Origin of the sequence: Bacillus sp. 2205SS5-2 (assembly GCF_037024155.1) — a bacterium.
In the GTDB taxonomy this organism is placed as follows: domain Bacteria; phylum Bacillota; class Bacilli; order Bacillales; family Bacillaceae_K; genus Bacillus_CI.
The window spans coordinates 231517-253789 of sequence record NZ_JAYKTS010000001.1 but is presented as its reverse complement, the minus strand read 5'-3'; the positions used below and the strand labels follow the sequence as shown (position 1 = coordinate 253789).

General features: G+C 38.1%; 18 protein-coding genes and 1 riboswitch. Of the genes, 17 read left to right on the top strand and 1 reads right to left on the bottom strand.

Translation table 11 applies throughout. The features are described 5' to 3' along the window. The first annotated feature begins 257 nt into the window (after window positions 1-257). The 4 genes from U8D43_RS01130 (at window position 258) to U8D43_RS01115 (ending at window position 3595) form a co-directional block, all read left to right on the top strand. Window positions 258-1904 (top strand): methyl-accepting chemotaxis protein, encoded by a 1647-nt coding sequence (locus U8D43_RS01130; RefSeq protein WP_442893537.1) that lies wholly within the window; start codon window positions 258-260, stop codon window positions 1902-1904. 386 nt (window positions 1905-2290) lie between these two features. Then, entirely contained in the window at window positions 2291-2656 is a 366-nt protein-coding gene (locus U8D43_RS01125; RefSeq protein WP_335869105.1) for an ArsR/SmtB family transcription factor, read from the top strand. Further along, a complete protein-coding gene (locus U8D43_RS01120) occupies window positions 2640-3095 on the top strand; it encodes an SRPBCC family protein (protein ID WP_335869104.1) in 456 nt (151 codons plus the stop codon). Before U8D43_RS01125 ends, U8D43_RS01120 begins: the two co-directional genes overlap by 17 nt. Before the next feature lie 29 nt (window positions 3096-3124). Continuing rightward, window positions 3125-3595 (top strand): DinB family protein, encoded by a 471-nt coding sequence (locus U8D43_RS01115; protein ID WP_335869103.1) that lies wholly within the window; start codon window positions 3125-3127, stop codon window positions 3593-3595. A gap of 239 nt (window positions 3596-3834) precedes the next feature. On the opposite strand, the gene U8D43_RS01110 is transcribed toward U8D43_RS01115, so the two are convergent. Continuing rightward, window positions 3835-5367 (bottom strand): multicopper oxidase family protein, encoded by a 1533-nt coding sequence (locus U8D43_RS01110; protein ID WP_335869102.1) that lies wholly within the window; start codon window positions 5365-5367, stop codon window positions 3835-3837. A gap of 1228 nt (window positions 5368-6595) precedes the next feature. Continuing rightward, a riboswitch (TPP riboswitch) is annotated at window positions 6596-6704 on the top strand. 290 nt (window positions 6705-6994) lie between these two features. Here U8D43_RS01110 and tenA point away from each other — a divergent pair. The 13 genes from tenA (at window position 6995) to U8D43_RS01045 (ending at window position 22009) form a co-directional block, all read left to right on the top strand. Beyond that, entirely contained in the window at window positions 6995-7708 is a 714-nt protein-coding gene (tenA, locus tag U8D43_RS01105; RefSeq protein WP_335869101.1) for a thiaminase II, read from the top strand. Then, the gene (locus U8D43_RS01100; protein ID WP_335869100.1) at window positions 7701-8279 is read left to right on the top strand and encodes an ECF transporter S component; all 579 of its coding nucleotides are present in this window, start codon (window positions 7701-7703) and stop codon (window positions 8277-8279) included. The genes tenA and U8D43_RS01100 overlap by 8 nt, the downstream gene beginning before the upstream one ends. A 15-nt stretch (window positions 8280-8294) precedes the next feature. Beyond that, window positions 8295-9737, top strand: coding sequence for an ABC transporter ATP-binding protein (locus U8D43_RS01095; protein ID WP_335869099.1), 1443 nt, complete (start codon window positions 8295-8297; stop codon window positions 9735-9737). After that, the gene (locus tag U8D43_RS01090; protein WP_335869098.1) at window positions 9734-10540 is read left to right on the top strand and encodes an energy-coupling factor transporter transmembrane component T family protein; all 807 of its coding nucleotides are present in this window, start codon (window positions 9734-9736) and stop codon (window positions 10538-10540) included. The genes U8D43_RS01095 and U8D43_RS01090 overlap by 4 nt, the downstream gene beginning before the upstream one ends. A gap of 13 nt (window positions 10541-10553) precedes the next feature. Then, window positions 10554-11171 carry a thiamine phosphate synthase gene (locus U8D43_RS01085; protein ID WP_335869097.1) on the top strand — a complete coding sequence of 206 codons (618 nt, stop codon included), beginning with the start codon at window positions 10554-10556 and terminating at the stop codon, window positions 11169-11171. After that, complete coding sequence (gene thiO, locus U8D43_RS01080; protein ID WP_335869096.1) at window positions 11168-12283, top strand: glycine oxidase ThiO; 1116 nt, start codon at window positions 11168-11170, stop codon at window positions 12281-12283. Before U8D43_RS01085 ends, thiO begins: the two co-directional genes overlap by 4 nt. 71 nt (window positions 12284-12354) lie before the next feature. Continuing rightward, a complete protein-coding gene (gene thiS / locus U8D43_RS01075) occupies window positions 12355-12558 on the top strand; it encodes a sulfur carrier protein ThiS (RefSeq protein ID WP_335869095.1) in 204 nt (67 codons plus the stop codon). A 1-nt stretch (window position 12559) separates the two neighbouring features. Next, window positions 12560-13324, top strand: coding sequence for a thiazole synthase (locus U8D43_RS01070; RefSeq protein ID WP_335869094.1), 765 nt, complete (start codon window positions 12560-12562; stop codon window positions 13322-13324). Continuing rightward, entirely contained in the window at window positions 13321-14343 is a 1023-nt protein-coding gene (locus U8D43_RS01065) for a thiazole biosynthesis adenylyltransferase ThiF (RefSeq protein ID WP_335869093.1), read from the top strand. The genes U8D43_RS01070 and U8D43_RS01065 overlap by 4 nt, the downstream gene beginning before the upstream one ends. Window positions 14344-14807: 464 nt before the next feature. Then, entirely contained in the window at window positions 14808-15623 is an 816-nt protein-coding gene (gene thiD, locus U8D43_RS01060; protein WP_335869092.1) for a bifunctional hydroxymethylpyrimidine kinase/phosphomethylpyrimidine kinase, read from the top strand. Then, window positions 15620-16246 carry a thiamine phosphate synthase gene (thiE, locus tag U8D43_RS01055; protein WP_335869091.1) on the top strand — a complete coding sequence of 209 codons (627 nt, stop codon included), beginning with the start codon at window positions 15620-15622 and terminating at the stop codon, window positions 16244-16246. Before thiD ends, thiE begins: the two co-directional genes overlap by 4 nt. Window positions 16247-17155: 909 nt before the next feature. Then, window positions 17156-18022, top strand: coding sequence for a DegV family protein (locus U8D43_RS01050; protein ID WP_335869090.1), 867 nt, complete (start codon window positions 17156-17158; stop codon window positions 18020-18022). 918 nt (window positions 18023-18940) lie between these two features. Further along, on the top strand, window positions 18941-22009 hold the full coding sequence (locus U8D43_RS01045; RefSeq protein WP_335869089.1) for a carbohydrate binding domain-containing protein: 3069 nt from the start codon (window positions 18941-18943) through the stop codon (window positions 22007-22009). Window positions 22010-22273: the final 264 nt, after the last annotated feature.

Below are 22273 nucleotides of genomic sequence, written 5' to 3'. Positions count from 1 at the left end.
AGGGTTGTTTTCACAAGGAATATTGTTTTTCGTATCATTTCAGATGTAATCGTTAGCGAAAAGAGTTGTCGCCATCATTTTTTGTTTCAAGAGGAAAAACTATTAGAAAAGATCCTTAGTTTAAAATGTTTTTTTACTAAATTTGGGGAGAGAGTATAGTGAAAACTAAGATTCAAGGTAGAAAATCATTAAGGAAATCCTTAACTACATTACTAATCGTTTTAATTGGATTTTTATTTACTATCAGTGGTATTCTAATGTATTTTACCACTAATAATTCAATTTATAAAACGATAAGTGAGAGTAATATTCAAAGTGCAGAGAGGATTGCAGGAGCAATAGATTTAAATACATATAGTCGTTTCTTAGATGATCCTACGAAAAATGAATCCTATACTGAACTACGTGAGCAATTGAATGATTATCGTGAAAAGATTGGGGCGATGTATGTTTATACACTTCAGACCCAGGATCAAGAAGTTGTAATTATGATAGATGGGATGCCTTCAAATGATGAAGCCGTTCCAGTAGGAGAACCGACGACCGCTACAACGTTTAAAGATGTTGCAGATGTCCTCACTGGAGGAGTAAATAGTACGGATATTGTACATGATCCAGAGTATGGTGATTATATATCCACCTTTGTTCCGATTGAAGATAATGGTCGAGTTATTGGGATAGTAGGTGTCGATATGGACGCAGAAAAAGTGGGAACATTAAGTAGAAATGTCATTTTTTCTTCTATTCCGATTTATTTAGGTATTTTTGTATTAGTATTATTGTTAATGTTAATACTCATTTATTATTATTTAGGAAATCGACTTAAGCCTCTTTCACAATTAAATAACGTCGCAACTTCTATCACGGAGGGGAAAATTCATCAGGCTAAACATTTATTAAAAGATGTGAATAATAAAAACAAAGATGAAATCTATGGCTTATATCAATCGATGAATAAAATGACGGAGTCTCTTGACGAGATGATACAAGGTATTCGTAGTGTTTCTGGTAATGTGGAAAAGCAAAGTGAAGTATTAGGAAGAGCTTCAAATGAATTGTATCTGGGGTCCTCACAAATAGCTATTACTATGGATGAAATGGCTACTGGCTCAGAATCCCAAGCATCCTTATCTACGAACTTAGCTGAGAACATCCAAGAATTCACTACTTTAATCAATCAGTCAAAAGAACAGGGAAAACTGATTTATCAATCTTCATCTAATGTTGAGAGAAATGTAATGGTTGGAACAGGCTTAATGAATGATTCAATTAATAAAATGGAGAGCATTTATCAGATTGTGAATCAATCCGTACAAAAAGTGCAAACGTTAGAATCTCAAACAAATGAAGTAACCTCTCTCATTACTTTAATTAGTCAAATCGCAGATCAGACTAATTTATTGGCGTTAAATGCAGCAATAGAGGCTGCAAGAGCTGGAGAACAGGGAAAAGGATTTGCCGTGGTAGCTGATGAAGTCAGGAAATTAGCAGAAAGTGTATCTAGTTCTGTAAAAAGTATTCATTCTATCGTCAATAATGTAAAAAATAATTCAAATGAAATGGTGCATATTCTAAATGAGGGCTTAAATGTTGTAGAGACTGGCAGAGAAAACTTAAATGAAACAGGGGTTGCGTTTAAAGATATCTCGGATACCGTATCCGAAATGAATAAAATAGTTGAATCTATGAGCAATCATTTGGAGAAGGTCGCGAATAGACAATCGATAATAGAAAAATCAATCGGTGATATGGCATCGATATCTGAAGAAAGTGCAGTAGGAATTGAACAGGTTTCAGCCGCGACACAGCAGATGAGTAGTTCTACTGAAGAAATGAATCAGTTAGTCAATGAGCTTGTTAGACTGTCATCAGAGCTGAAAGGATTAAATGAAAAATATAACTAAATCGACATCAACTTTATCTAAGTATTATGATTTGGTAAATAGGACGATTAAACCCAAGTATCTTGAAGAAGGATACTTGGGTTTTTGTAAGGATTAAATACACGCAAACATAGTTTTTTTTATTTTCTGGCAGAAGATTCCATCTTAATGCGTGGGATAGGGCTATATCCCAGCGGAAAAAAACTCGCCAATCCTATCTTACAAAACAGTTAAATTCAAAAAAATAGAATGATTTGCTTTGCTAAAACTCGTGATATAGAGGGAAGTATATAAATGCTTTAGTCATACGGGATCTAAACGTAATCTATTTTTGCATCCGTCTCTGTGCAAACATGAGTAACGAAATGGGTTTGCATTTTTGAGTCTAGTGAACTATAATTAACCACATGGTTAATTATAATAATGAAAATCTCGACCAAGTCTTTTCGGTGTTATCGGATCCTATTAGAAGATCCATTATTCAAGAATTAGCGAAAGGAGAGAAAACGGTTAAGGCGCTAGCAGAGCCCTTTGATATCTCATTACCGGGTATTTCAAAGCATTTGCGTGTATTAGAGAAAGCAGAATTGGTGTCCTATCGAAAAATGGGAAGATATAAATATTACTGCCTAAAACCTGAATCAATCGATGACGCTTCGGAATGGCTTTCATTTTTACGTACTTTCTGGGAAAGTCAATTAACAAGCCTAGAAAAGCACTTATTACAGTCTGAAGAAGAAAAGGGAGGAATAAAGAATGATCACGATGAATAATCCAACAGAATTTACGCTTCAACTAAATAAAATTTACCCAGTAAAACAAGAAAGAGTTTTTCAGGCTTGGACAATGCCAGAAGAGCTATCTAAATGGTGGGGACCAGAGGGATTTACGACTACAATTGATGAAATGAATGTTGTCGTTGGTGGGTCATATAAGTATAAAATGCATTCACCTGATGGGGAAACTCATATTTTAACAGGGGAGTATAAAGAAATTGTTCCAAATCAAAAACTTGTTTTTACTTGGAAGTGGGAGAATGATGGACAGGAATTCCCAACGACACTTGTAACCATCGACTTTCTTGAACAAGGGCAATCAACAGAACTGTTGTTAGCTCATACAAAGCTACCAAGTGAAGAAGCTGCCAACAATCATAATTTTGGATGGACAAGCTCATTAGAAGGTGACTTGAACTCCTATTTTACCAAATAGACAAATTAAAAATAGAAGGAATGTTGAGGATGAATGAAAATTTGCTAATGAATCAATTTGAGTTTGCTCGTATGATTATCCTAAACGTTGGAAATGAAGTGACAGAGGAAATTGCTGACATTATTCCTAAGGGCTTTCCAAATTCCCTTCGCTGGCAATTAGGTCATGTTTATGTAACAGTTGAAGAAATCTTGTTTTATTTTGCAAATGAGAAAATGAATCTTCCCGCAGATTATAGCGAATTGTTTTCTCGTGGAACTAAACCATCCTCTTGGAGTTCAGAACCTCCCGCAATTGAAGAGTTGTTTACGCTATTAAAAGAACAGCAAAGCCGTGTAAAAGAAACATTTAGTAATCGAATGGACGAAAAACTTTCACAAACGTTTGAAGCAGGTCCTTTGAAGCTTGAAACGATTGGAGAGGTTCTCCTTTTTGCTTTATTTCATGAAAGTGAGCATATCGGCTGTATCAAGAGCCTAAAGAATGCTGTTAAAGCATAAGGAATGAGCAGGAGCCAAACTTGGTTCCTGCTTTTTTCAAGTAGGCTGGTTTCGCAAAGTTTGTGGCTTTTCGTATCAGTCTATAAACTGTGATATAGCTTTGCATCGGAGCATCATTTCATCATTTTTATTGCAAAAAAAAAACAAAATGATGGATTAAATCTAAATTTAGATGAAATAGCAACAAAGTATACGATAAGGGACAAAATAAAAGTTAACTAAGTGAATTATTCGAAGCATCATTGAATTACTACATACGGGCGCATCATTTCATAATCTTCATGTTCTAAAATATGACAATGCCAAACGAATAACCCCGTGTAAGGACCAAACGGAACAATAATCCGGGTTATTTCTCCAGGGTTTGCACGAACGGTATCTTTCCATCCTTGTTCGTTGAGATCGGGAGAAATGCGTTGTCCGCATGGGACGATTTTTTCCTCTTCTTGATAAATATCTTGATCAAAAGGCTGTCGGTCAAGAATTTGGAAGCGAACAAGATGTAGATGAATTGGATGAGTTGCTTTTGACACATTAATAAAGCTCCATATCTCAATACTCCAAAGGCGAGGGGTTTCGGTTATCGGATCCATCCATAAACGACTATTTAATAAATGAATGGAACGATTGTATTGATCGGGTCTCATATTAAGCAGCAAGGGTCTTCTCTTGTAATATGATTTTTCTTCAAACTTTGGGAAGGGAACTAATGTACAAGGCAATTTGCTATCGACTGGACTAGAAATCGTTTTAGTAACGGAAATTTTCATCACGACCCCATCTGATTCAGGGTCAGGTAAGTCACCTTGTGGAAAAGGGGAAGCGGCATCATTTTTCAAGATAAAAGTTTCTCCAACTGAAGATGAAAAATCAATAATCACATCAGCTCGTTCAGCAGGAGCGAGTAATAATTCAAAGATTTCAACAGGACGAGCAAGAAATCCTTGATCGGTCCCAATTTGAAAAAAAGGTAATCTATTTTCAAGGGAAAGTCGATAAAACCTTGCGTTTGATCCATTTAATAATCGGAATCTATACTGTCTAGGCTCTACTTCTAGATAAGGCCAAATTTTCCCGTTAACTAAAATCATTTCACCGAAAAAATCAGGGATTACAGAAGGATTTACTCCAATGACTGGTGGATCTGGCTCAGCAGGATAAAAGAGGGAACCATCTGAATTTAGAGTGCGATCTTGGAGGAGCAAAGGTATCTCAAAAGGACCATTGGGTAAGCGTAGTGATTGTTCTTCCTTGTCTTGGATGATATAAAGGCCAGCTAATCCTGCATAAATATTTAAGCGGGTAATCCCCATGGCATGATCGTGATACCAAAGAGTCGTAGCCGGTTGTTGATTTGGATAATGATAAGTTTTCGTAGAAAAGAAAGGTCCAACTTCTTTAAATCCACGTGTAAACCAAGCTTCCGGATAGCCATCACTTGTGTCAGGGGTTACACTTCCATGAAGATGAACGACGGTTCTAACCTCCGGATGATTTTTCTCAGCTCCGTGTACAGTGGTATCAATAGGTAGAAAATGCTTTTGTGGTAGTTCGTTCTTCCATAAAACGCGAATTTTCTGGTTACGCCAAACTTTAAATGTCGGCCCCGGGAAAAGTCCGTTATAGCCCCATAGAGTTGTAGAGGGTAAATCGCGATGAAGCTTTTGTTGGCATGGTTTCATAGTCACCTCATAGTATGGCTCCCCGTGAATAAATAAGAGCGGGTGGATGGTATCCATGACTGGCAGTGGATCTACAAATTTTTTAAGCATCTTACTGCTCCTCTCACTGTATCTTCTACTCATACTTATTACAATTTTTCGAATTTAAGTCTATTAATTGATAGGTTCTTTTCGTATCCATTGTTTCCATTGATTTTATTGAGCGACAGAATTCTTCATTGTACTACTGATTTTGTTTAATTGTTGGCGATAAGATGTCTTGGAAATGACCTTTTTTCTGGAGTATATTTAGTTTGGAAAAAAACCTTTCAGTAAGAAGACGAAGTATAAGAAAGATAATTACAGAAGATGAATTCTGTAATTAATTATATCAAGATAGTTAATGTTGTCTTTTTATTTTAAGGTTTCTATGTTAATGAAATCGGTTGTAGCTTCATGGAGGGTGAGCATAGAAGGTAGGATAAAAGGAAAACATAACTCAAAATAAATACTAAAAAGTGAGATATTAGTAGCATATAGTCGTTTTTTAGTCTGGAAGAAACGAATTGATCTATTTCTAATAGATAGATTAACTTTTTGAATGGGGAGATACATTGAAAGTATATAAGAACGGTTTTATTTTTTGACTTTGGAAAAGAGAATTCTCCTTCATACCATAAAGGAAGGCTCTCATTAGAAGAGTTCTAGCTGGATTTCTCTATTATAAAGGCTGTTTTCGCAAAGTTTTTTGCTTTTCGTATCAGTCTATTATCTATGATTTAGCTTAGATTCGTCTATTTTTTGATAGAATTCAACAGTGAAATGAAAGATTTAATCAAAAATATGATGAAATAGCCACAATGTATACGAAAAGAGCCATTAAAAAAATACCAAATATAGTAGAGAAATTTAGTCTATTTATATTCATCATCCTAATTCGTTAAGATTCTCAGATTTTACTATTTTAATATAATTACATCTGTAGATTCATTCGATTTTATTAAAAGCTTATATAGAGGATTAATTATACTTATTCGTCCGCCTTATCTCACAATTATTTATGGAAATAGGGCAATTCAAAATATATCAAATTTCTTCAATAGTAAAGGCTGTTTTCGCAAAGATTGTGTTTTTTTGTATCAGTTAATTATCTGTGATATAGCTTTGTTTCGGGCATCATTTCGTCTGTTTTTGATAGAAATCAACAATGAAATGGAGGATTTAGTCAAAAATCAGATGAAATAGCCACAATGTATATGAAAAGAGCCATAGTAAAATAAAATAATATTGACAAATCCAAATAGCATGATACGATAACTTCGAAAACTAATTTAATATGACGATCCACTAGGGGTGCCTTCTCTAAAGGCTGAGATTAAAGTATGACTTTAAGACCCTTTGAACCTGATCTGGTTGAGACCGGCGTAGGGAAGTGATGGTTGAGTGTTACATAGATTCTTCTTTTATGTACAAAACTTAAGCCACTTCCTTTATGCGCTATGCATGATAGGAAGTGGCTTTTTTGTTTAGACAGGGCTGTTTTCTCAAAGATTGTGGCTTTTCATATCAGTCTATTATCTGGATAAAGCTTTGATTCGAGTATCATTTCGTCTGTTTTTAATGGAAATCAACAAAATGTATGATTAAATCAAAAATCAGATGAAATAGCCACAATGTATACGAAAAGAGCCTTAGAAAAAAACCAATTGCTGTGGATCGTCGGAAAAGAGGGAAAAGAATGACATTTTCACAGGAATTAAGAGAAGCTGTAGCGCCAATTTGGGAAGCGAGTTTTGATCATCCCTTTGTAAAAGGGATTGGAGACGGGACTTTATCTCTAGATAAATTTCGTTTTTACGTTCAACAAGATGCCTATTATTTAACTCATTTTTCCAGAGTGCAAGCATTAGGGGCTGCAAAGGCAATGGATTTACGAACAACAGCAAGAATGGCTGCTCATGCTCAGGGAACAAATGAAGCAGAGATGTCCCTTCATGAAAAATTTTCGAAGCAACTGGGTATTACAGAGGATGAACTCCTTGCCTTTCAACCAGCACCTACAGCCTATGCCTATGCCTCTCATATGTATCGTGTAGCTCAGTTTGGTGGATTGGCGGAAATTATTGCAGTGATTCTGCCATGTTACTGGCTTTATTACGAAATAGGTGAAAGATTACAAGCTTGTACGCCAGGTGAGCCTATTTATCAAGAGTGGATTGCCACGTACGGAGGGGATTGGTTTAAAGAGCTAGTAGATGAGCAGATTCAAAGATTGGATGAATTAGCAGAAACGGTTACAGAAGCAGAGCGTGACCGGATGAAAAACCATTTTATTTTAAGTAGTTTATATGAGTTGCAGTTTTGGGAGATGGCATACACATTAGAAAAATGGCCATTTCAGGAGAAATTGAATCAACAGAAGTTGAGTGAAGTCGGTGATTTACGTGGGTAAATTAAAGTTAACTGATATTTTAGTGACTGTTGTGATATCCATTGGATTCGGAATTATATATAAACTATGGGGTCCAGTTTATAACGTATTTAAGCCGTTTGGGTTTCATGCAGAGCAATTGATATACGGAATGTGGTTTATGGCTGCTATCGTTGCATTTTTAATAATTAAGAAACCAGGAGTTGCACTTTTAGCGGAAATCGCAGCCTCTTCAGGTGAATTGTTAATGGGATCTGAATGGGGACTTGAAGTTCTCTTGTTTGGATTGATTCAAGGATTAGGTGCTGAACTTGTCTTTATGATGGTGCGTTATAAGCGGTCTGGATTAATAATTGTTTGCTTAGCGGCTGTAGGGTCTGCCCTAGGATCGATTGTGATGGACTACTATAAAGGCTATATGGGAGATCTTGAATTATGGAATTTACTACTATTCCTTTCCGCAAGAATCGTAGGATCTATCCTAATCGCGGGCATGGGGTCTTACTTTTTAGTGAAAGCTTTAGAGCGCACAGGGGTTACTAATATTGTTCGTCCTCCCAGTCAACAAGATTTTGATGCATTAGATCAATAATAAGGAGGGGTAAGGATGAAGATTAAAGACCTTCGCCTCAAGTTTCCTGACAAGGAAGAGCTTTTGTTTAAGGATTTGAGCCTGAACATTAAGAAGAATGAAAAAGTATTATTACTAGGTCCATCAGGTTGTGGAAAGTCGACTCTTTTACAAGTCTTGTCGGGAGTGATCCCTACCTCGGTTGACGTACCCATGAAGGCTGCTGAAATAGAACATCCTCCTTCATGGGGGTATGTTTTTCAGGACCCGGATACACAATTTTGTATGCCTTTTGTGGACGAAGAAATCGCCTTCGTTCTTGAGAATATACAAGTTCCACAAAAAGAGATGGGGGCAAGAATTAAAGCGGTTTTAGCAGATGTGGGACTTTCTTTTGAGGATGTTCATACAAATATTGCGACTTTATCGGGTGGGATGAAACAGAGGCTTGCGATTGCCTCTGTTCTTGCTCTTAAGCCAGATACGCTCTTTCTTGATGAACCAACAGCACTTTTGGATGATGAAGGAACAAAGGCAGTCTGGGAAACCGTAAAGCAAATCAGCCATGACAAAACCGTAGTGATTGTGGAACACAAGCTCAATCACGTACTTGAATTAGTCAACCGAATTGTCCTTTTCAATGAAAAAGGAGAAATATTGGCAGATGGTGCAAAGGAAATGATTCTCCGCCAATATCGAGATACGTTACGTCGACAAGGTGTTTGGTATCCAGAGATTTGGAGAGATTATCTCAATCAATCTCCACCAGGGAAAATCTCCTCTTCAAATGAGGTTGTTATAGAATTAAAAGACTTCAAAGGTTATCTTCAAAAAAAAGCCAAAATATCAGTTCCTGAAGCAACAATCCGACGTGGTGAGTGGATTACGGTAGTAGGAAATAACGGAGCAGGAAAATCTACGCTCCTACATAGTCTGATGCATCTCATTAAAACAAATGGGGAATATTTTCTTTTCGGGGATCTTGTTTCAGCAAAAAAGGTACCAGAAGGTGTAACTTTTGTTTTTCAAAATCCTGAATTTCAATTTGTTACAAATTCTGTTTGGGATGAGATTGCTTATGGTCTCCGACTTAAAATGGCGGAAGAGAGAGAAGTGGGTGAAGTGGTAGAGGATCTTTTGCAGCGATTTAAATTACGTGAGCAAAGGAATCAGCATCCTTACCAACTTTCTATGGGGCAGAAACGGAGATTAAGTGTTGCGGCATCTATTGTGAATAAAAAATCAATCATTTTGTTAGATGAACCTACCTTTGGACAAGATGCTCAAAACACATTTGCACTTTTAGAGATGTTGCAAGACTATCAACGAGAAGGGGTCACCATCATCATGGTGACTCATGATCAGCATATTGTGGATTTCTTTGCAACTAGAGTGTGGACAATTGAGGATGGTTTGTTAGTTAGCGATAACTATAACGATTTGAATCAGCTTCAATCTCCAAAGAGGGTAATGTTATGAATTTACAGGAAATTCAAACTCGTGAAACGTGGCTTTATCACATTAATCCGAGCTTGAAACTAGTATCGATTATGAGTCTCTTTATTTTTCTTTTATTCGTACATGATTTAAATTGGATTATTTTCATTACTTTGGGGTTCTTTTTATTAGTTTGGATTTTTTCGGGCTTCTCCAAAAAATTATTGCTCTTATTATTTCTTCCCTTTCTTTTCGTGTTTTTTTCCACTTCGACATCAATGATGTTCTTTGGAAAAGGGGATACTACATGGTTTCAATGGGGTCTCGTTCATATTACTGAAGAAAGTTTTTTTAGAGGGGTTCATTTAGGGGTTAGAGCCTTCGTGTTTGCGATTTTAGGTCTGCTTTTTGCCCTAACTACAAGACCCGTTAACTTGTTCTACTCTTTGATGCAGCAATTGCACCTTAGACCACAATATGCTTACAGCTTTATGGCGGGAATAAGGCTAATACCGATTATGATTGAGGAATTTTTTACGATTAGAAACGCCATGAAAGTAAGAGGGGTAGTCGAGCAAAAAGGGTTAAAAGGGGTGTGGTATAAAGTGAAATCCTATACCATTCCGCTGTTAGCACAAAGTATTCGAAGAGCTCATCGAATTGCAGTGGCGATGGAAACGAAACGGTTTGTAGGAGTAAAAGAACGTACCTATTTTTATAAGATAGGATTCTCTAAACATGATAGCTACTTCTTGATAGTAATCACATTGATTATTCTCTCTAGCTACTATTTGTCAATAACTCTACCTTTTTTTCCAATTGAGGATGTAAGGTATACGTCATAGAGGAGGGATTAATGTGAAGACAGGGCTACATGTCATTTCTTCGGGTCAGCAGTCAAAAGAAAGCTTAATTGCTATCGCTAGTGAGATACATGATGAAGTAGAGGCTATTCACATTCGTGAAAAAACTTGGACAGCCAAAGAAATGCTATCGGTCATTGACCTACTACTTGAAGAAGGAATCCCTGCTAACAAGATTATACTCAATGACCGAGTAGATCTTTGTTATATGAAAAAACTGGGGGGTGTTCAACTTGCTCACCACAGTGTCGATGTTTCGCTTGTGAAAAAATGGTTCCCACAAATGGAGGTAGGGTGTTCGGTTCATTCAATTCAGGACGCCAAACACTCGTATCAAAAAGGAGCGGATTACCTTCTGTATGGAAATATTTTTAAGACTGCGTCAAAGCCTGGTAAACCAGGAGTCGGCTTGATTAGCTTAAAAAGTATCGTTCAGTCAGTCCCCATCCCTGTCTTGGCAATCGGGGGAATTCAGCCTGATCACGTCCAAGATGTACTGCGTACGGGTGCTAAAGGGGTAGCCGTCCTCTCAGGAATCTATCAAGCTAAATCCCCTAGTATCGCCGCTAAGTTATTCCAAGAAGCGATAAGAAAAGGAGTTGAACAGAGATGAACCAGCATTATGATGCGATTATTGTTGGCGGGGGAGTAATCGGAACATCTATTGCCTACAACCTATCTAAACGAGGCAGAAAGGTCTTGTTACTAGAAAGAAATCAAATCGCAAGCAGAGCTTCAAAAGCCGCAGCTGGAATGCTAGGTGCTCAGACTGAGATTAAACGGGATGGCCCATTCTTTCAATTGGCCAAACAAAGTCGAGTTCAGTTTCCCTCATTAGCTCATGAATTAAAAGAAGTGAGTGGAATCGATATTGAATTTTTTCGGAATGGAATGATTAAGGTAGCTAGAACAGAAGACGAGGCTCTGCATTTAAAAGAACTAGTTCGTCATCATCAGGAGATGGGTGAACAAGCGGAATGGATGACTGCAAGTGTTTTATCTAGAACAGAATCAGCGCTATCAAATGTTCTAAAAGGCGGAATGTCCATTGAGCAAGATGGGAATGTTTCTTCTTTACAGCTGACTAAAGCATTTGCACATTCTGCTCAACTGTTGGGCACAGAAATTAAAGAATATACAGAGGTGAATCACCTCATTCTCGGTCAAAACAAAGTAAACGGTGTGTCTACTACCGGAGGCTCTTATTTTAGTGAAGAAGTAATAATCGCTGGTGGGGCTTGGAGTCAAACATTACTGGATTCAGTAGGAATAGATCTACAGAGTTTCCCTGTTAAAGGGGAGTGCTTTTCTGTGAAAACAAAAAGACAGTTAATTGCTCATACTATTTTTACAGAAGATTGCTATATTGTACCGAAGACCGGTAATCGTTTGTTAATAGGCGCAACGGAACACGCTCATAGTTTCGATGAAACGGTCTCACTAGATGGGATTTCTAGTCTAATCTCACGAGCTACTAAACTATTGCCGGGATTATCAGACACCATATGGGAAAAAGCTTGGGCTGGAATTCGTCCACAAACGGCTAGGGGTATTCCTCAAGTTGGGCGATGCAAGGATTGGGAAGGGCTTATCATTGCAACCGGTCATTACCGGAATGGGGTTTTATTAGCACCAATTACAGGGGTAATGGTGGCAGACCTGCTTGAGGGAATTGAGACAGATTCGATTTTTTCATTCCAGACAATTAATCACTCAACTAAGTGAGGAGGGACAGTCCCTAATTATCTTCAAGCCGCAAAAAGGATTTCTGAATCAAAATTAAGGAGTGATTAAAGGTGGAATTACGTCTGAATGGTAGTAAGGTAGCCGTACCAGATGAACTGAAGACGGTTGTTGACTTGATTGGTCATTTTGAACTTCAAGCTAGTATGATCATTATTGAGCTAAATGACAAAATATTAGCAAAAGAGCAGTATGTTGAAGCGGAGATTAGAAACGGGGATACCATTGAATTAGTTCAATTTGTAGGAGGCGGATGAGATGTTAACCATTGGAAATCATGAGTTTCATTCAAGATTATTATTAGGCACTGGGAAGTATCCAAGTTTGGAGATACAAAAGAAAGCTGTTGCAGAATCGGGAGCTGAAATACTAACATTTACCGTTCGTAGACTTAATATCTTCGAACCTCAACAGCCTAATTTTCTAGAACAACTTGATTTAGATGCCTATACCTTGCTTCCGAATACCGCTGGAGCTAAAACGGCAAAAGAAGCTGTAAGACATGCTCAATTGGCTCGTTCATCAGGCCTTTGTGACATGATCAAAGTAGAAGTGATTGGTTGTAATAAAACACTTCTTCCTGATCCTATTGAAACATTAAATGCCACTGAAGAGCTCATTAAAGAAGGGTTCACAGTTCTTCCCTATACATCAGATGACGTGGTGTTGGCAAGAAGGTTAGCTGAAATCGGGGCTCACGCAATCATGCCGGGTGCGTCTCCGATTGGATCTGGACAGGGAATCATCAACCCTATCAATTTAGGGTTTATTATTGAACAAACTGAGGTACCAGTTATTGTTGACGCTGGAATAGGTTCCCCTTCCGATGCAGCCTTGGCCATGGAGTTAGGTGCAGACGCTGTATTACTCAATACAGCAATTTCAGCTGCAAACGATCCGGTGAAAATGGCATCTGCTATGAAGCTAGCGGTTCAATCTGGGAGATTAGGATATGTTGCTGGAAGGATGCCGAAAAAACGCTATGCAACAGCGAGTAGCCCAATCGAAGGATTAAGCCGTTGAAGAACGATCGATATTCCCGGCAAAGCCTTTTCTCTCCCATCGGTGAACAAGGACAAAAAAAACTCGCTAGTAAACATGTCCTAATCATTGGAGCAGGAGCCTTAGGAACAGGAACGGCAGAAGGACTCGTTCGGGCAGGGGTTGGAAAGTTGACCATAGTTGACCGCGACTATGTGGAGTGGAGTAATTTACAACGACAGCAACTTTATGTTGAAGAAGATGCGAGAAATTCAATACCTAAAGCCATCGCAGCGAAGAAACGCTTAAAGGAGATTAATTCAGAGGTAGACATTTTAGCCCATATCGTCGATGTAACCCCTCTAGAATTGAAGGAGCTTGTACAAGGAGTTGATTTAATTCTCGATGCAACAGATAATTTTGATGCGAGAATGATGATCAATGATATTTCGCAGAAGGAAAGCATTCCTTGGATTTATGGGGCTTGTGTGGGGAGTTATGGCATTTTCTTTACGGTGCTTCCGAAAGTGACCCCTTGTTTACGTTGTATGTTGGAAAAAATTCCACTTGGATCGGCAACATGTGATACCGCAGGAATAATTAGTTCAGCGGTGACTATGGTTGTTTCTTATCAACTTACCGAAGCACTCAAAATTCTCGTTGAGGACAAGAAATCTCTCAGGCAAAAGCTTGTATTCTTTGATGTTTGGAAGAATGAAAATAGCGAGTTAGATGTGTCTGCCATGAAAAAAGTGGATTGTCTTTCTTGTGGAGAAACTGCGACTCATCCAGCCCTTCAATTTAATCATCAAATGAAAACTTCTGTTTTATGTGGAAGAGAGTGTGTTCAAATTCGTCCTAGTAGAAATGAAAAGCGAGATTTACAGCAAGTAGCTGCCGCACTTAAAGGACAAGGGGAGCAAGTAGAAATCAATCCGTATTTACTATCCTTTTCAGTCAATACTCATCGATTAGTATTGTTTCAGGATGGGCGTGTACTTGTTCATGGTACGAAAGAGATAGCAAAAGCTAGATCACTTTATTATCGGTATTTAGGCTAGGTTATTTACCAAAAGTTTACCAGTATACGAGGTTTGAATTAAGTTGATATCGGTCATCTTTTTGTAAGGATCTTATTGTATACATTGTGGCTATTTCATCTGATTTTTGATTAAATCACCTATTTCACTGTTGATGTAAATCAAAAATTGACGGATCCAGCTGCAGTGGCTTGCGGCTCGGGGTCAAATGAATAACCCTCCAGTGATGCAGGCATCACCTCCGAGTTCTTCATTTGCCTGACGCCGCAGGACAGCCACTTCCGCTTTTCATAAATGATGCCCGAAACAAAGCTATATTACCGTTTATAGACCGGTGCGAAAAGCAACAAACTTTGCGAAAACAGCCTTTTGTAATTATTTGAAGGAAACCTCTGCAAAACTGGAGGTTTCCTCACTATTATAGATTCAATAGCAATAATGTATGTATACGAAAAGAGCCCCAGGCTTTGAAAGGAGTAGGATGTATGATCAATAAAGCATTAACGATAGCAGGGTCTGATAGTGGTGGGGGGGCTGGAATTCAAGCTGACCTTAAAACGTTTCAAGAACTGGGTGTTTACGGGATGACAGCTATTACCGCCGTAACGGCACAAAATACATTAGGTGTTCTAGGCGTTTATCCTGTCAAGATTGAGGGGGTCAAAGAGCAACTAACAGCGATTAGTGAGGACTTGCCTCCTCAAGCAGTAAAAACAGGTATGCTATTTAGCGCTGAAATTATTAAGGTGGTCTCCAAAATCATCGCAGCCCATTCTTGGAGAAAGCTAGTCGTTGACCCGGTGATGATTGCTAAAGGTGGAGCACCATTATTACAGAAAGAGGCTGTTCAAGCCTTGCGAACCGAATTAATTCCGCTCGCATACGTCATAACGCCAAATATTCCAGAAGCAGAGATATTGACAGGAATCGACATCCTTTCGGTTGAGGATCGAAGAGAAGCGGCAAAACGCCTCTTTCAAATGGGGGCAAAACATATTGTGATCAAGGGTGGGCATGACATTAGTAACCAAATGAGGGAGTCAATCGATCTTTTATTTGATGGTAAGAACTTTCATGAATTTATTAGTCCGAGAATTCAAACCTTTCAAACGCATGGAACAGGCTGTACTTTTGCGGCAGCCATTACAGCTGAACTAGCAAAAAATAGCTCTGTCTATAAAGCTGTTAAAATAGCAAAAGAGTTTATCAATGCTGCCATATCTGAAGAATTAGGGTTTGGTCACGGTCATGGTCCGACTAATCATTGGGCTTACCGAGCTTCACGAGTTGAGATTTTATGAACCTCCGAGAAAAATTACACCTCTATTTCGTCATGGGTAGTACCAATTGTGGAGACCAGAAACCCATCGAAGTGCTCAAACAAGCACTGGATGGAGGAGTGACGATGTTTCAGTTGAGAGAAAAAGGGAACGCTTGTCTCAAGGGAACGGAAAAGATCAAATTCGCTCAAGAAGTTCAGAGTCTCTGTCAAGCATATGATGTTCCTTTTATCGTGAATGATGACGTAGATTTGGCACTATTTCTTGAAGCAGATGGCGTACATATTGGACAAGAAGATGGAAATGCTGTTGAAGTGAGAAGGAAGTTAGGAAATAGAATTTTAGGTGTATCAACTCATAATGTAAGTGAGGCGAAACATGCGATGGAGCTTGGTGCAGATTACATAGGGATAGGACCTATGTTTCCAACTTCAACAAAGTCTGATATCTGTGAAGTGAAAGGAACAGGTGTCATCGAGACGATTCGTGCTGCAGGAGTAGTGATGCCCATTGTAGGAATTGGAGGGATTAATGAAACAAATGCATCACAGGTTCTTCGAGCAGGAGCGGATGGAGTCGCTGTCATTTCTGCATTATCAACAGAACCTTGGAAGGCAAAAACATTTTTTTCTAGTGGAGCTTAAGTCTGATAAATTTTTAAGAAAAGCTTATTTTGTGTACGATGTTGGTAAAAGTGAAGGAAAGTAGTTGATGTTAAAATCAGAGAAGCTGTTCATTTCTTTAAACTCTTTCTGTATATCTTGCTGCTTAAAACCTTAATTGGTGATAGACTATCCGTTTAGCGAATAATCTTGTTCAAAAATACGGATTAATGTCCATAAATCTATCTTATTTGGTTAATATCCTTTTGAAAAGAGGTCCTAATGTTCGCGACGTGGAATTCCACATCGCGAACATCCTTGTATATATTCATATTTCCTTTATCCCTAAGGAAAATATGGTGTTTGATAAGGATGCAGATACATTGGAACTCGACATGGGGAAGGATCAGGGCTGACTGAAGTTCTAACCACTATTCCTGTAACCGCACCAGCAGCATATTCTGATTTTTAACCCTGAACCTGAAGATAGTAGCCCCAGTTTCTACCATGCCTCTAACTCGTCCTATGTCCTCAACTTGCTTGACCACCACCGTGCAATGGTCGAAAGGGATAAAATTCTGGATGATTTATTCACCCCTCTTCTTTCAAATTTGTTTTTTTATCTATAATATGCTATGTGTTCTCTGTACCTTATCAAAGTGCTAAAAATGAAATCAATGAATTGAAAAATGATATTTCAGTTATTTTTGATACGTTAGCGATAGCGTTATTGAAAAGAATACAATAATTAGAAAGTGATAGCCTTGAAAAGAATGCTATAATATTCTATGTACTAATTTATGATTAAGCGAGTGAAGTGACAATGAATTAGCAAGTCATAAACAATACGCCTGTTAAAACACAAAAATGATGCCTAATGGAATGAAAAAACTATCAGAATTTTGGAATAATTGGTTATGATCTTAGTAGAGCGATGTAATGGAGGACAAAATGATAAAAATTATGGCAGATTCAACCTGTGATTTATCACAAGAAGTGCTGGATCGATACAATATAAGCTTAGCCCCACTGACCATCCACATTGAGGGGAAGATGTACCAAGATAGGGTTGATATTGAACCTGATGATTTCTACGGAATGATGGAAGCTCTGTCTGAATTTCCCACAACAGGGATGCCAAGTCCAGCAACTTATTTAGACATTATCAATGAGGCGGTAAAAGCGAACTACAAGGAAATTTTATGTATCTGTATGTCTAGTGGCACAAGTGGAGCTTATCAATCAGCTGTTTTAGCAAAAGGTTATTTTCATGAGGAAAACCCAGATTCGAAAGTAAAAATACATGTAGTTGATTCCAAATGCATGAGTCATGGAAGTGGATGGTTACTTCTCAAAAGTGCGATGATGAGAGAACAAGGAGCCTCATTCGAAGAAATTGTTGAATTTAATGAAACCTATAAATTAAACGTCAAGCATTTTCTATCTGTTGACGATTTGGATCATTTAATTAAGAGTGGAAGACTTACGAATACAAGTGCGATTATTGGGAAGATTTTAATGCTTAAACCGATTATGACGATGAAAGATGGCAAGGGCGCGATTGTAGCCAAGGAAAGAGGCCTGAAACGCGTTCTAAAATATTACACACAAGAATTTATGAAACGAATCGATAAAGAAATGACCGATTTTATCATCATAGGGTACACCTCCGATAGTAAAATCGCTGAAAACTTGAAAACTAAAATTGAAAGAGAAACCGATTTTTCTGGAGACATTTATATTATGCAGATGGGCGTTTCAGTTGGTACTCATGTGGGTCTAGGAGCCGTCTCGATGTATTTTGTTGAAAAAAGATAATAATAGTGTCTGTTATTTGTTGTGTCTGTATGAACAAACAAGTGCAGGCATTCTTTAGTATTATGGCCACTTTGTGTCTGCATTAGCAAAATAGTCTTGAATATTGAATATTTTTTTATAGAATTGGGAAGGGAAATAAATACAAAGTGTTGAATGTTAAAGTTAAAGAAACTGATATGGTGTATTATGGTTAAGGATCAGGTACAAAAAAAATTATATATTTAAGAAAGCGCTTTCTATCCTAAGTGAAGATTCGCATGGTATTAGACCCTTTAACGTTTCTTTTTTTTTGGTGGAAAAGTATAGAAATTAGGGATATTTCCGAAACCGGTTTCGGTATCAGTGGATACTATCTCCATACATACCACTGACCGCTCATAACAGTAGGCTCTTTTCATATACATTGTGGCTATTTCATCTGAATTTTGATTAAATCGCCCATTTCACGTATTTTTCATCAAAATAGACGGATCCAGCTGCAGTGGCTAGGGACTCGTGCATTTGTCAGCCCACTACGTGAAGCAGGCTTCACTGCGTGTACTGCCAGATGCCTGCCGTCCCTGGGCAGCCACTTCCGCTTTTCATGATCCAGCTGCAGTGGCTTGAGGCTCGGGTCAAATGAATAACTCTCCAGTGATGCAGGCATCACCTCCGAGTTCTTCATTTGCCTGTCGCCTCAGGGCAGCCACTTCCGCTTTTCGTAAATGATGTCCGAAACAAAGCTATTTCACCGTTTATAGACTGCTTCGAAAAGCAACAAACATTGCGAAAACAACCTAATAATAAGATTATTTTACATAGTTGTAGGAATGAACAAACAGTATTTTATTTTTCGAAACCGCTTTCGAAAGAGGATTTAGATTTTGGGTGATAGGAAGGGTTCGCTCTTCTTCACATACATTTAAAGGAGGAATTGCAATGACAAAAAGAATGATGATGATTTTTTTGGTTTTGGTGTTGACGCTCGCGGTCATTACCCCGGTGCATGCGAAAGGAACCAGTAGCAGTAATGATGCCCTGATTAAACAATGGGAGGAAAACGGATTATTTACCGGGTTGAAAAATGAAAAAAAGAATCCAAACGCTTCCATGTCAAAAATAGAGTTTTCTGCTCTCATGAATAATCTATTTGGTTACGGATGGAGCGATTCATCGAAAGGCCATGCAAAAAAAGGAAGCGACGTGATTGAAGTAGCGAAAAAAGCTGGCTATTGGGACGAAATTTTTGCTGAAAATGAACAGGGGAATTCCTCGATAAAAACGGAGGATGCACTCCAAATTCTCACTTATTTATTCCCTGACAATGCTTTTGTTGGGGCTAATGATCAAGAACTAAATTCAAAAAAACCAATGAATCATATCCAAGCGATTCAAATAATTGATCAACAAATTGATGGATTATTTAATAAAGAAGGAACGTATTCGGATCAAACTATCAAAGGAAATGCACTGATCAATCAGTCTGATATTACGCTAGAAAATACGACCATTAAAGGAGACTTATTCGTAACTGCAGGGGCCATTGATGGGAATATCACGTTGGAAAATGTGATAGTAAGTGGAACGGTTTACATAACGAAGGCCCAGCAGAATAAAGTTCAGTCTGTGAATTCAATTCTAAATAAAGTAGTCATTTATGAACCAGGAGAAACGAAGTCCGATTGGACATTGGTATGGTCCGACGAATTTATCTCAAATGAAATCGACCCTACGAAGTGGACATATGATATTGGAAATTGGATCGTCGACGAAAATGGAAATGGAATCGCATCAGGTTGGGGGAATAATGAATTAGAATATTATACCGATTCTCAGGAAAACTCCTATATAGAAGCCGGGAAATTAGTCATTAAAGCCCAAAAAGAAGAAAATCCTGTTGAAGATAAATTTGGATCTTATGACTATACATCCGCAAAATTAAAGACAAAAGGTTTATTTAGCAAAAAGTACGGAAAATTTGAAGCTAATATTAAATTACCTGAAGGACAAGGGTATTGGCCGGGCTTTTGGATGATGCCAGAAGATGACGTCTATGGTGGTTGGCCAACTTCAGGTGAAATTGACATAATGGAAGCAGCTGGTAAAGATACGACTAAAATTGGAGGTACTATTCATTACGGGGAGCAATATCCGAACAATACGTATAAAGGAACAGAGTATCATTTCCCTGAAGGAGAAGATTTTACGGGCTTTCACACCTACGGGATTGAATGGGAACCAGGGGAAATTCGTTGGTATGTCGATGGTCAATTGTATCAAACATTAGATAATTGGTTCAGTCAAGGAACGAATCAAGCCAGTAAATATGCATTCCCAGCTCCTTTTGATCAAGAGTTTTATATGATTATGAATCTCGGTGTTGGTGGCTGGTATGGTGGGAATCCAGACGATTCAACGCAATTTCCAGGTGAAATGGAAGTGGACTATGTTCGCGTCTATGAACTTACAGGAAGAGATTACAAAGAGCCGATTGAACCAATTTTGGAAAAAGAGGAGCTGCCAGATGAAGCAAAACATCCACTTGAAGATGGAAATCTAATCTATGATAATGACTTTAAAAACCCGTTTACAATCGTCGATAATTATGATAATTTATTAGACCCAACATATTGGAATTTTGTTTATTTACCTGATTTTTCTGGAGACGGAGGGATAGTGACCGAGGAAATCGAGGGGGTCCCTTTTGCAAAAATGGACGTAAACAATGCGGGCAACGCTTTATGGGCTATTCAATTGATTCAAAAAATAGCCATTGTCGAGGGCGGAACGTATAAATTAAGCTTTGACGCAAAATCAGATTCAAACCGGAATATCATGACAAAGGTATCCGGTGGTGCTGAAAGAGGCTATGCAAATTATTCAGGTGAACAAACTATTTCCCTAACAGACCACGTTGAATCGTATGAATACACCTTTACATTAAACCAAGAAACCGATGTAGCTGCGAGGTTAGAATTTAATATCGGTAGTAATGGTAATGCGCCTGTGTGGGTTGGAAATGTTCGTGTCGAAGAATTTTTCCCAGAAGATCCGGCCAATATGCCAAAAACACCTCTAGCAGATGGGAACCACCTATATAATGGAACATTTGACCAAGGGGATATGACAAGATTGAATTTCTGGGAATTGGAAGTAGATTCAAAGTATACTGCCGATATGAGAGTTTCAGAGAGTACGAGGGAGTTAAAAGTAGCCATTACAGACGGTGGAGATTCTTCTCAATCCGTTCAACTGAAACAAACGGGATTGCAATTTTTAAAAGGAAATTCGTATGAATTAACATTTGATGCCCGTGCAAGCGAAGGAAGAGAGATTGAGGTAGAATTTTTGAGTGAAGATGGCACTGTAAGTTATTCAGAATCTGTACCTATTGTCTTAACCACCCAAATGGACGTTCATACGGTAGAATTTACGATGACGAAAGATTATAGCGATGTAGATGGTCAGCTTTTCTTTAGGCTAGGAGGCCAGAGTGGTGACATCTATTTGGATAATGCTAAACTGATTCAAACATCCGAATATATAGATTATAGCCAAGTAGATCTTTATCCATTAAAGAATGGAGAGTTTTCATCAGGACTAGATTCGTGGGACTCATATGTTCACTTTGATGCATTGGCGTCAGTCGATGAACAAAAAGAAGAATTACAAGCCAACATTGAGAATGCTGGAAATGAAACATGGAGTATTCAAGTATATCAAGAGAATATGAAACTATCAAAAGGCGTCACCTATGTTTTGTCCTTTGATGCAAGTTCTACAGCAGACAGAGAAATTGAAGTAGCGGTTGAAAATGCAGGGTATCATCGCTATTTTGAGAAGTTGGTTTCACTCCATAGTGAAATGAATTCCTATAATTTTGAATTTGTGATGACGGGGGATGATACCGTTACATTAAAGTTTTTATTGGGAAAATTCGCCCAAGCACATGAGATTACCATTGACAATGTGGTCTTGGAAGTGAAAAATGCAGAGGAATTGGAATAAAATAGTCTAGTCATTACGAAGAAGCATTCATAGTGGTGTCTGTCCCCGAATGAGTTAATGAATTAACGCATCGGGGGCAGGCATTTTTGTAGTTAACTTATTGGATTCATTTTATCGTTAGAATGATATCCTACCCTTCACCTGGACCGTGCTCCAATAAATAAGAGAAAATTCTCAGGTGCTTATCTTTTCAAAGTTATATTAGCTTCGCTGAAAACCATTATTTTTAGCGGTGTCAACCCTTGAAAAATAAAACAGAACGTG

Bases quoted from the DNA above. Each gene is read 5' to 3' on its own strand.
- U8D43_RS01130 (WP_442893537.1), top strand. From the start codon at position 258: ATGTATTTTACCACTAATAATTCAATTTATAAAACGATAAGTGAGAGT.
- U8D43_RS01125 (WP_335869105.1), top strand. From the start codon at position 2,291: ATGGTTAATTATAATAATGAAAATCTCGACCAAGTCTTTTCGGTGTTA.
- U8D43_RS01120 (WP_335869104.1), top strand. From the start codon at position 2,640: ATGATCACGATGAATAATCCAACAGAATTTACGCTTCAACTAAATAAA.
- U8D43_RS01115 (WP_335869103.1), top strand. From the start codon at position 3,125: ATGAATGAAAATTTGCTAATGAATCAATTTGAGTTTGCTCGTATGATT.
- U8D43_RS01110 (WP_335869102.1), bottom strand. From the start codon at position 5,367: ATGCTTAAAAAATTTGTAGATCCACTGCCAGTCATGGATACCATCCAC.
- tenA (WP_335869101.1), top strand. From the start codon at position 6,995: ATGACATTTTCACAGGAATTAAGAGAAGCTGTAGCGCCAATTTGGGAA.
- U8D43_RS01095 (WP_335869099.1), top strand. From the start codon at position 8,295: ATGAAGATTAAAGACCTTCGCCTCAAGTTTCCTGACAAGGAAGAGCTT.
- U8D43_RS01090 (WP_335869098.1), top strand. From the start codon at position 9,734: ATGAATTTACAGGAAATTCAAACTCGTGAAACGTGGCTTTATCACATT.
- thiO (WP_335869096.1), top strand. From the start codon at position 11,168: ATGAACCAGCATTATGATGCGATTATTGTTGGCGGGGGAGTAATCGGA.
- U8D43_RS01070 (WP_335869094.1), top strand. From the start codon at position 12,560: ATGTTAACCATTGGAAATCATGAGTTTCATTCAAGATTATTATTAGGC.
- thiD (WP_335869092.1), top strand. From the start codon at position 14,808: ATGATCAATAAAGCATTAACGATAGCAGGGTCTGATAGTGGTGGGGGG.
- thiE (WP_335869091.1), top strand. From the start codon at position 15,620: ATGAACCTCCGAGAAAAATTACACCTCTATTTCGTCATGGGTAGTACC.
- U8D43_RS01050 (WP_335869090.1), top strand. From the start codon at position 17,156: ATGATAAAAATTATGGCAGATTCAACCTGTGATTTATCACAAGAAGTG.
- U8D43_RS01045 (WP_335869089.1), top strand. From the start codon at position 18,941: ATGACAAAAAGAATGATGATGATTTTTTTGGTTTTGGTGTTGACGCTC.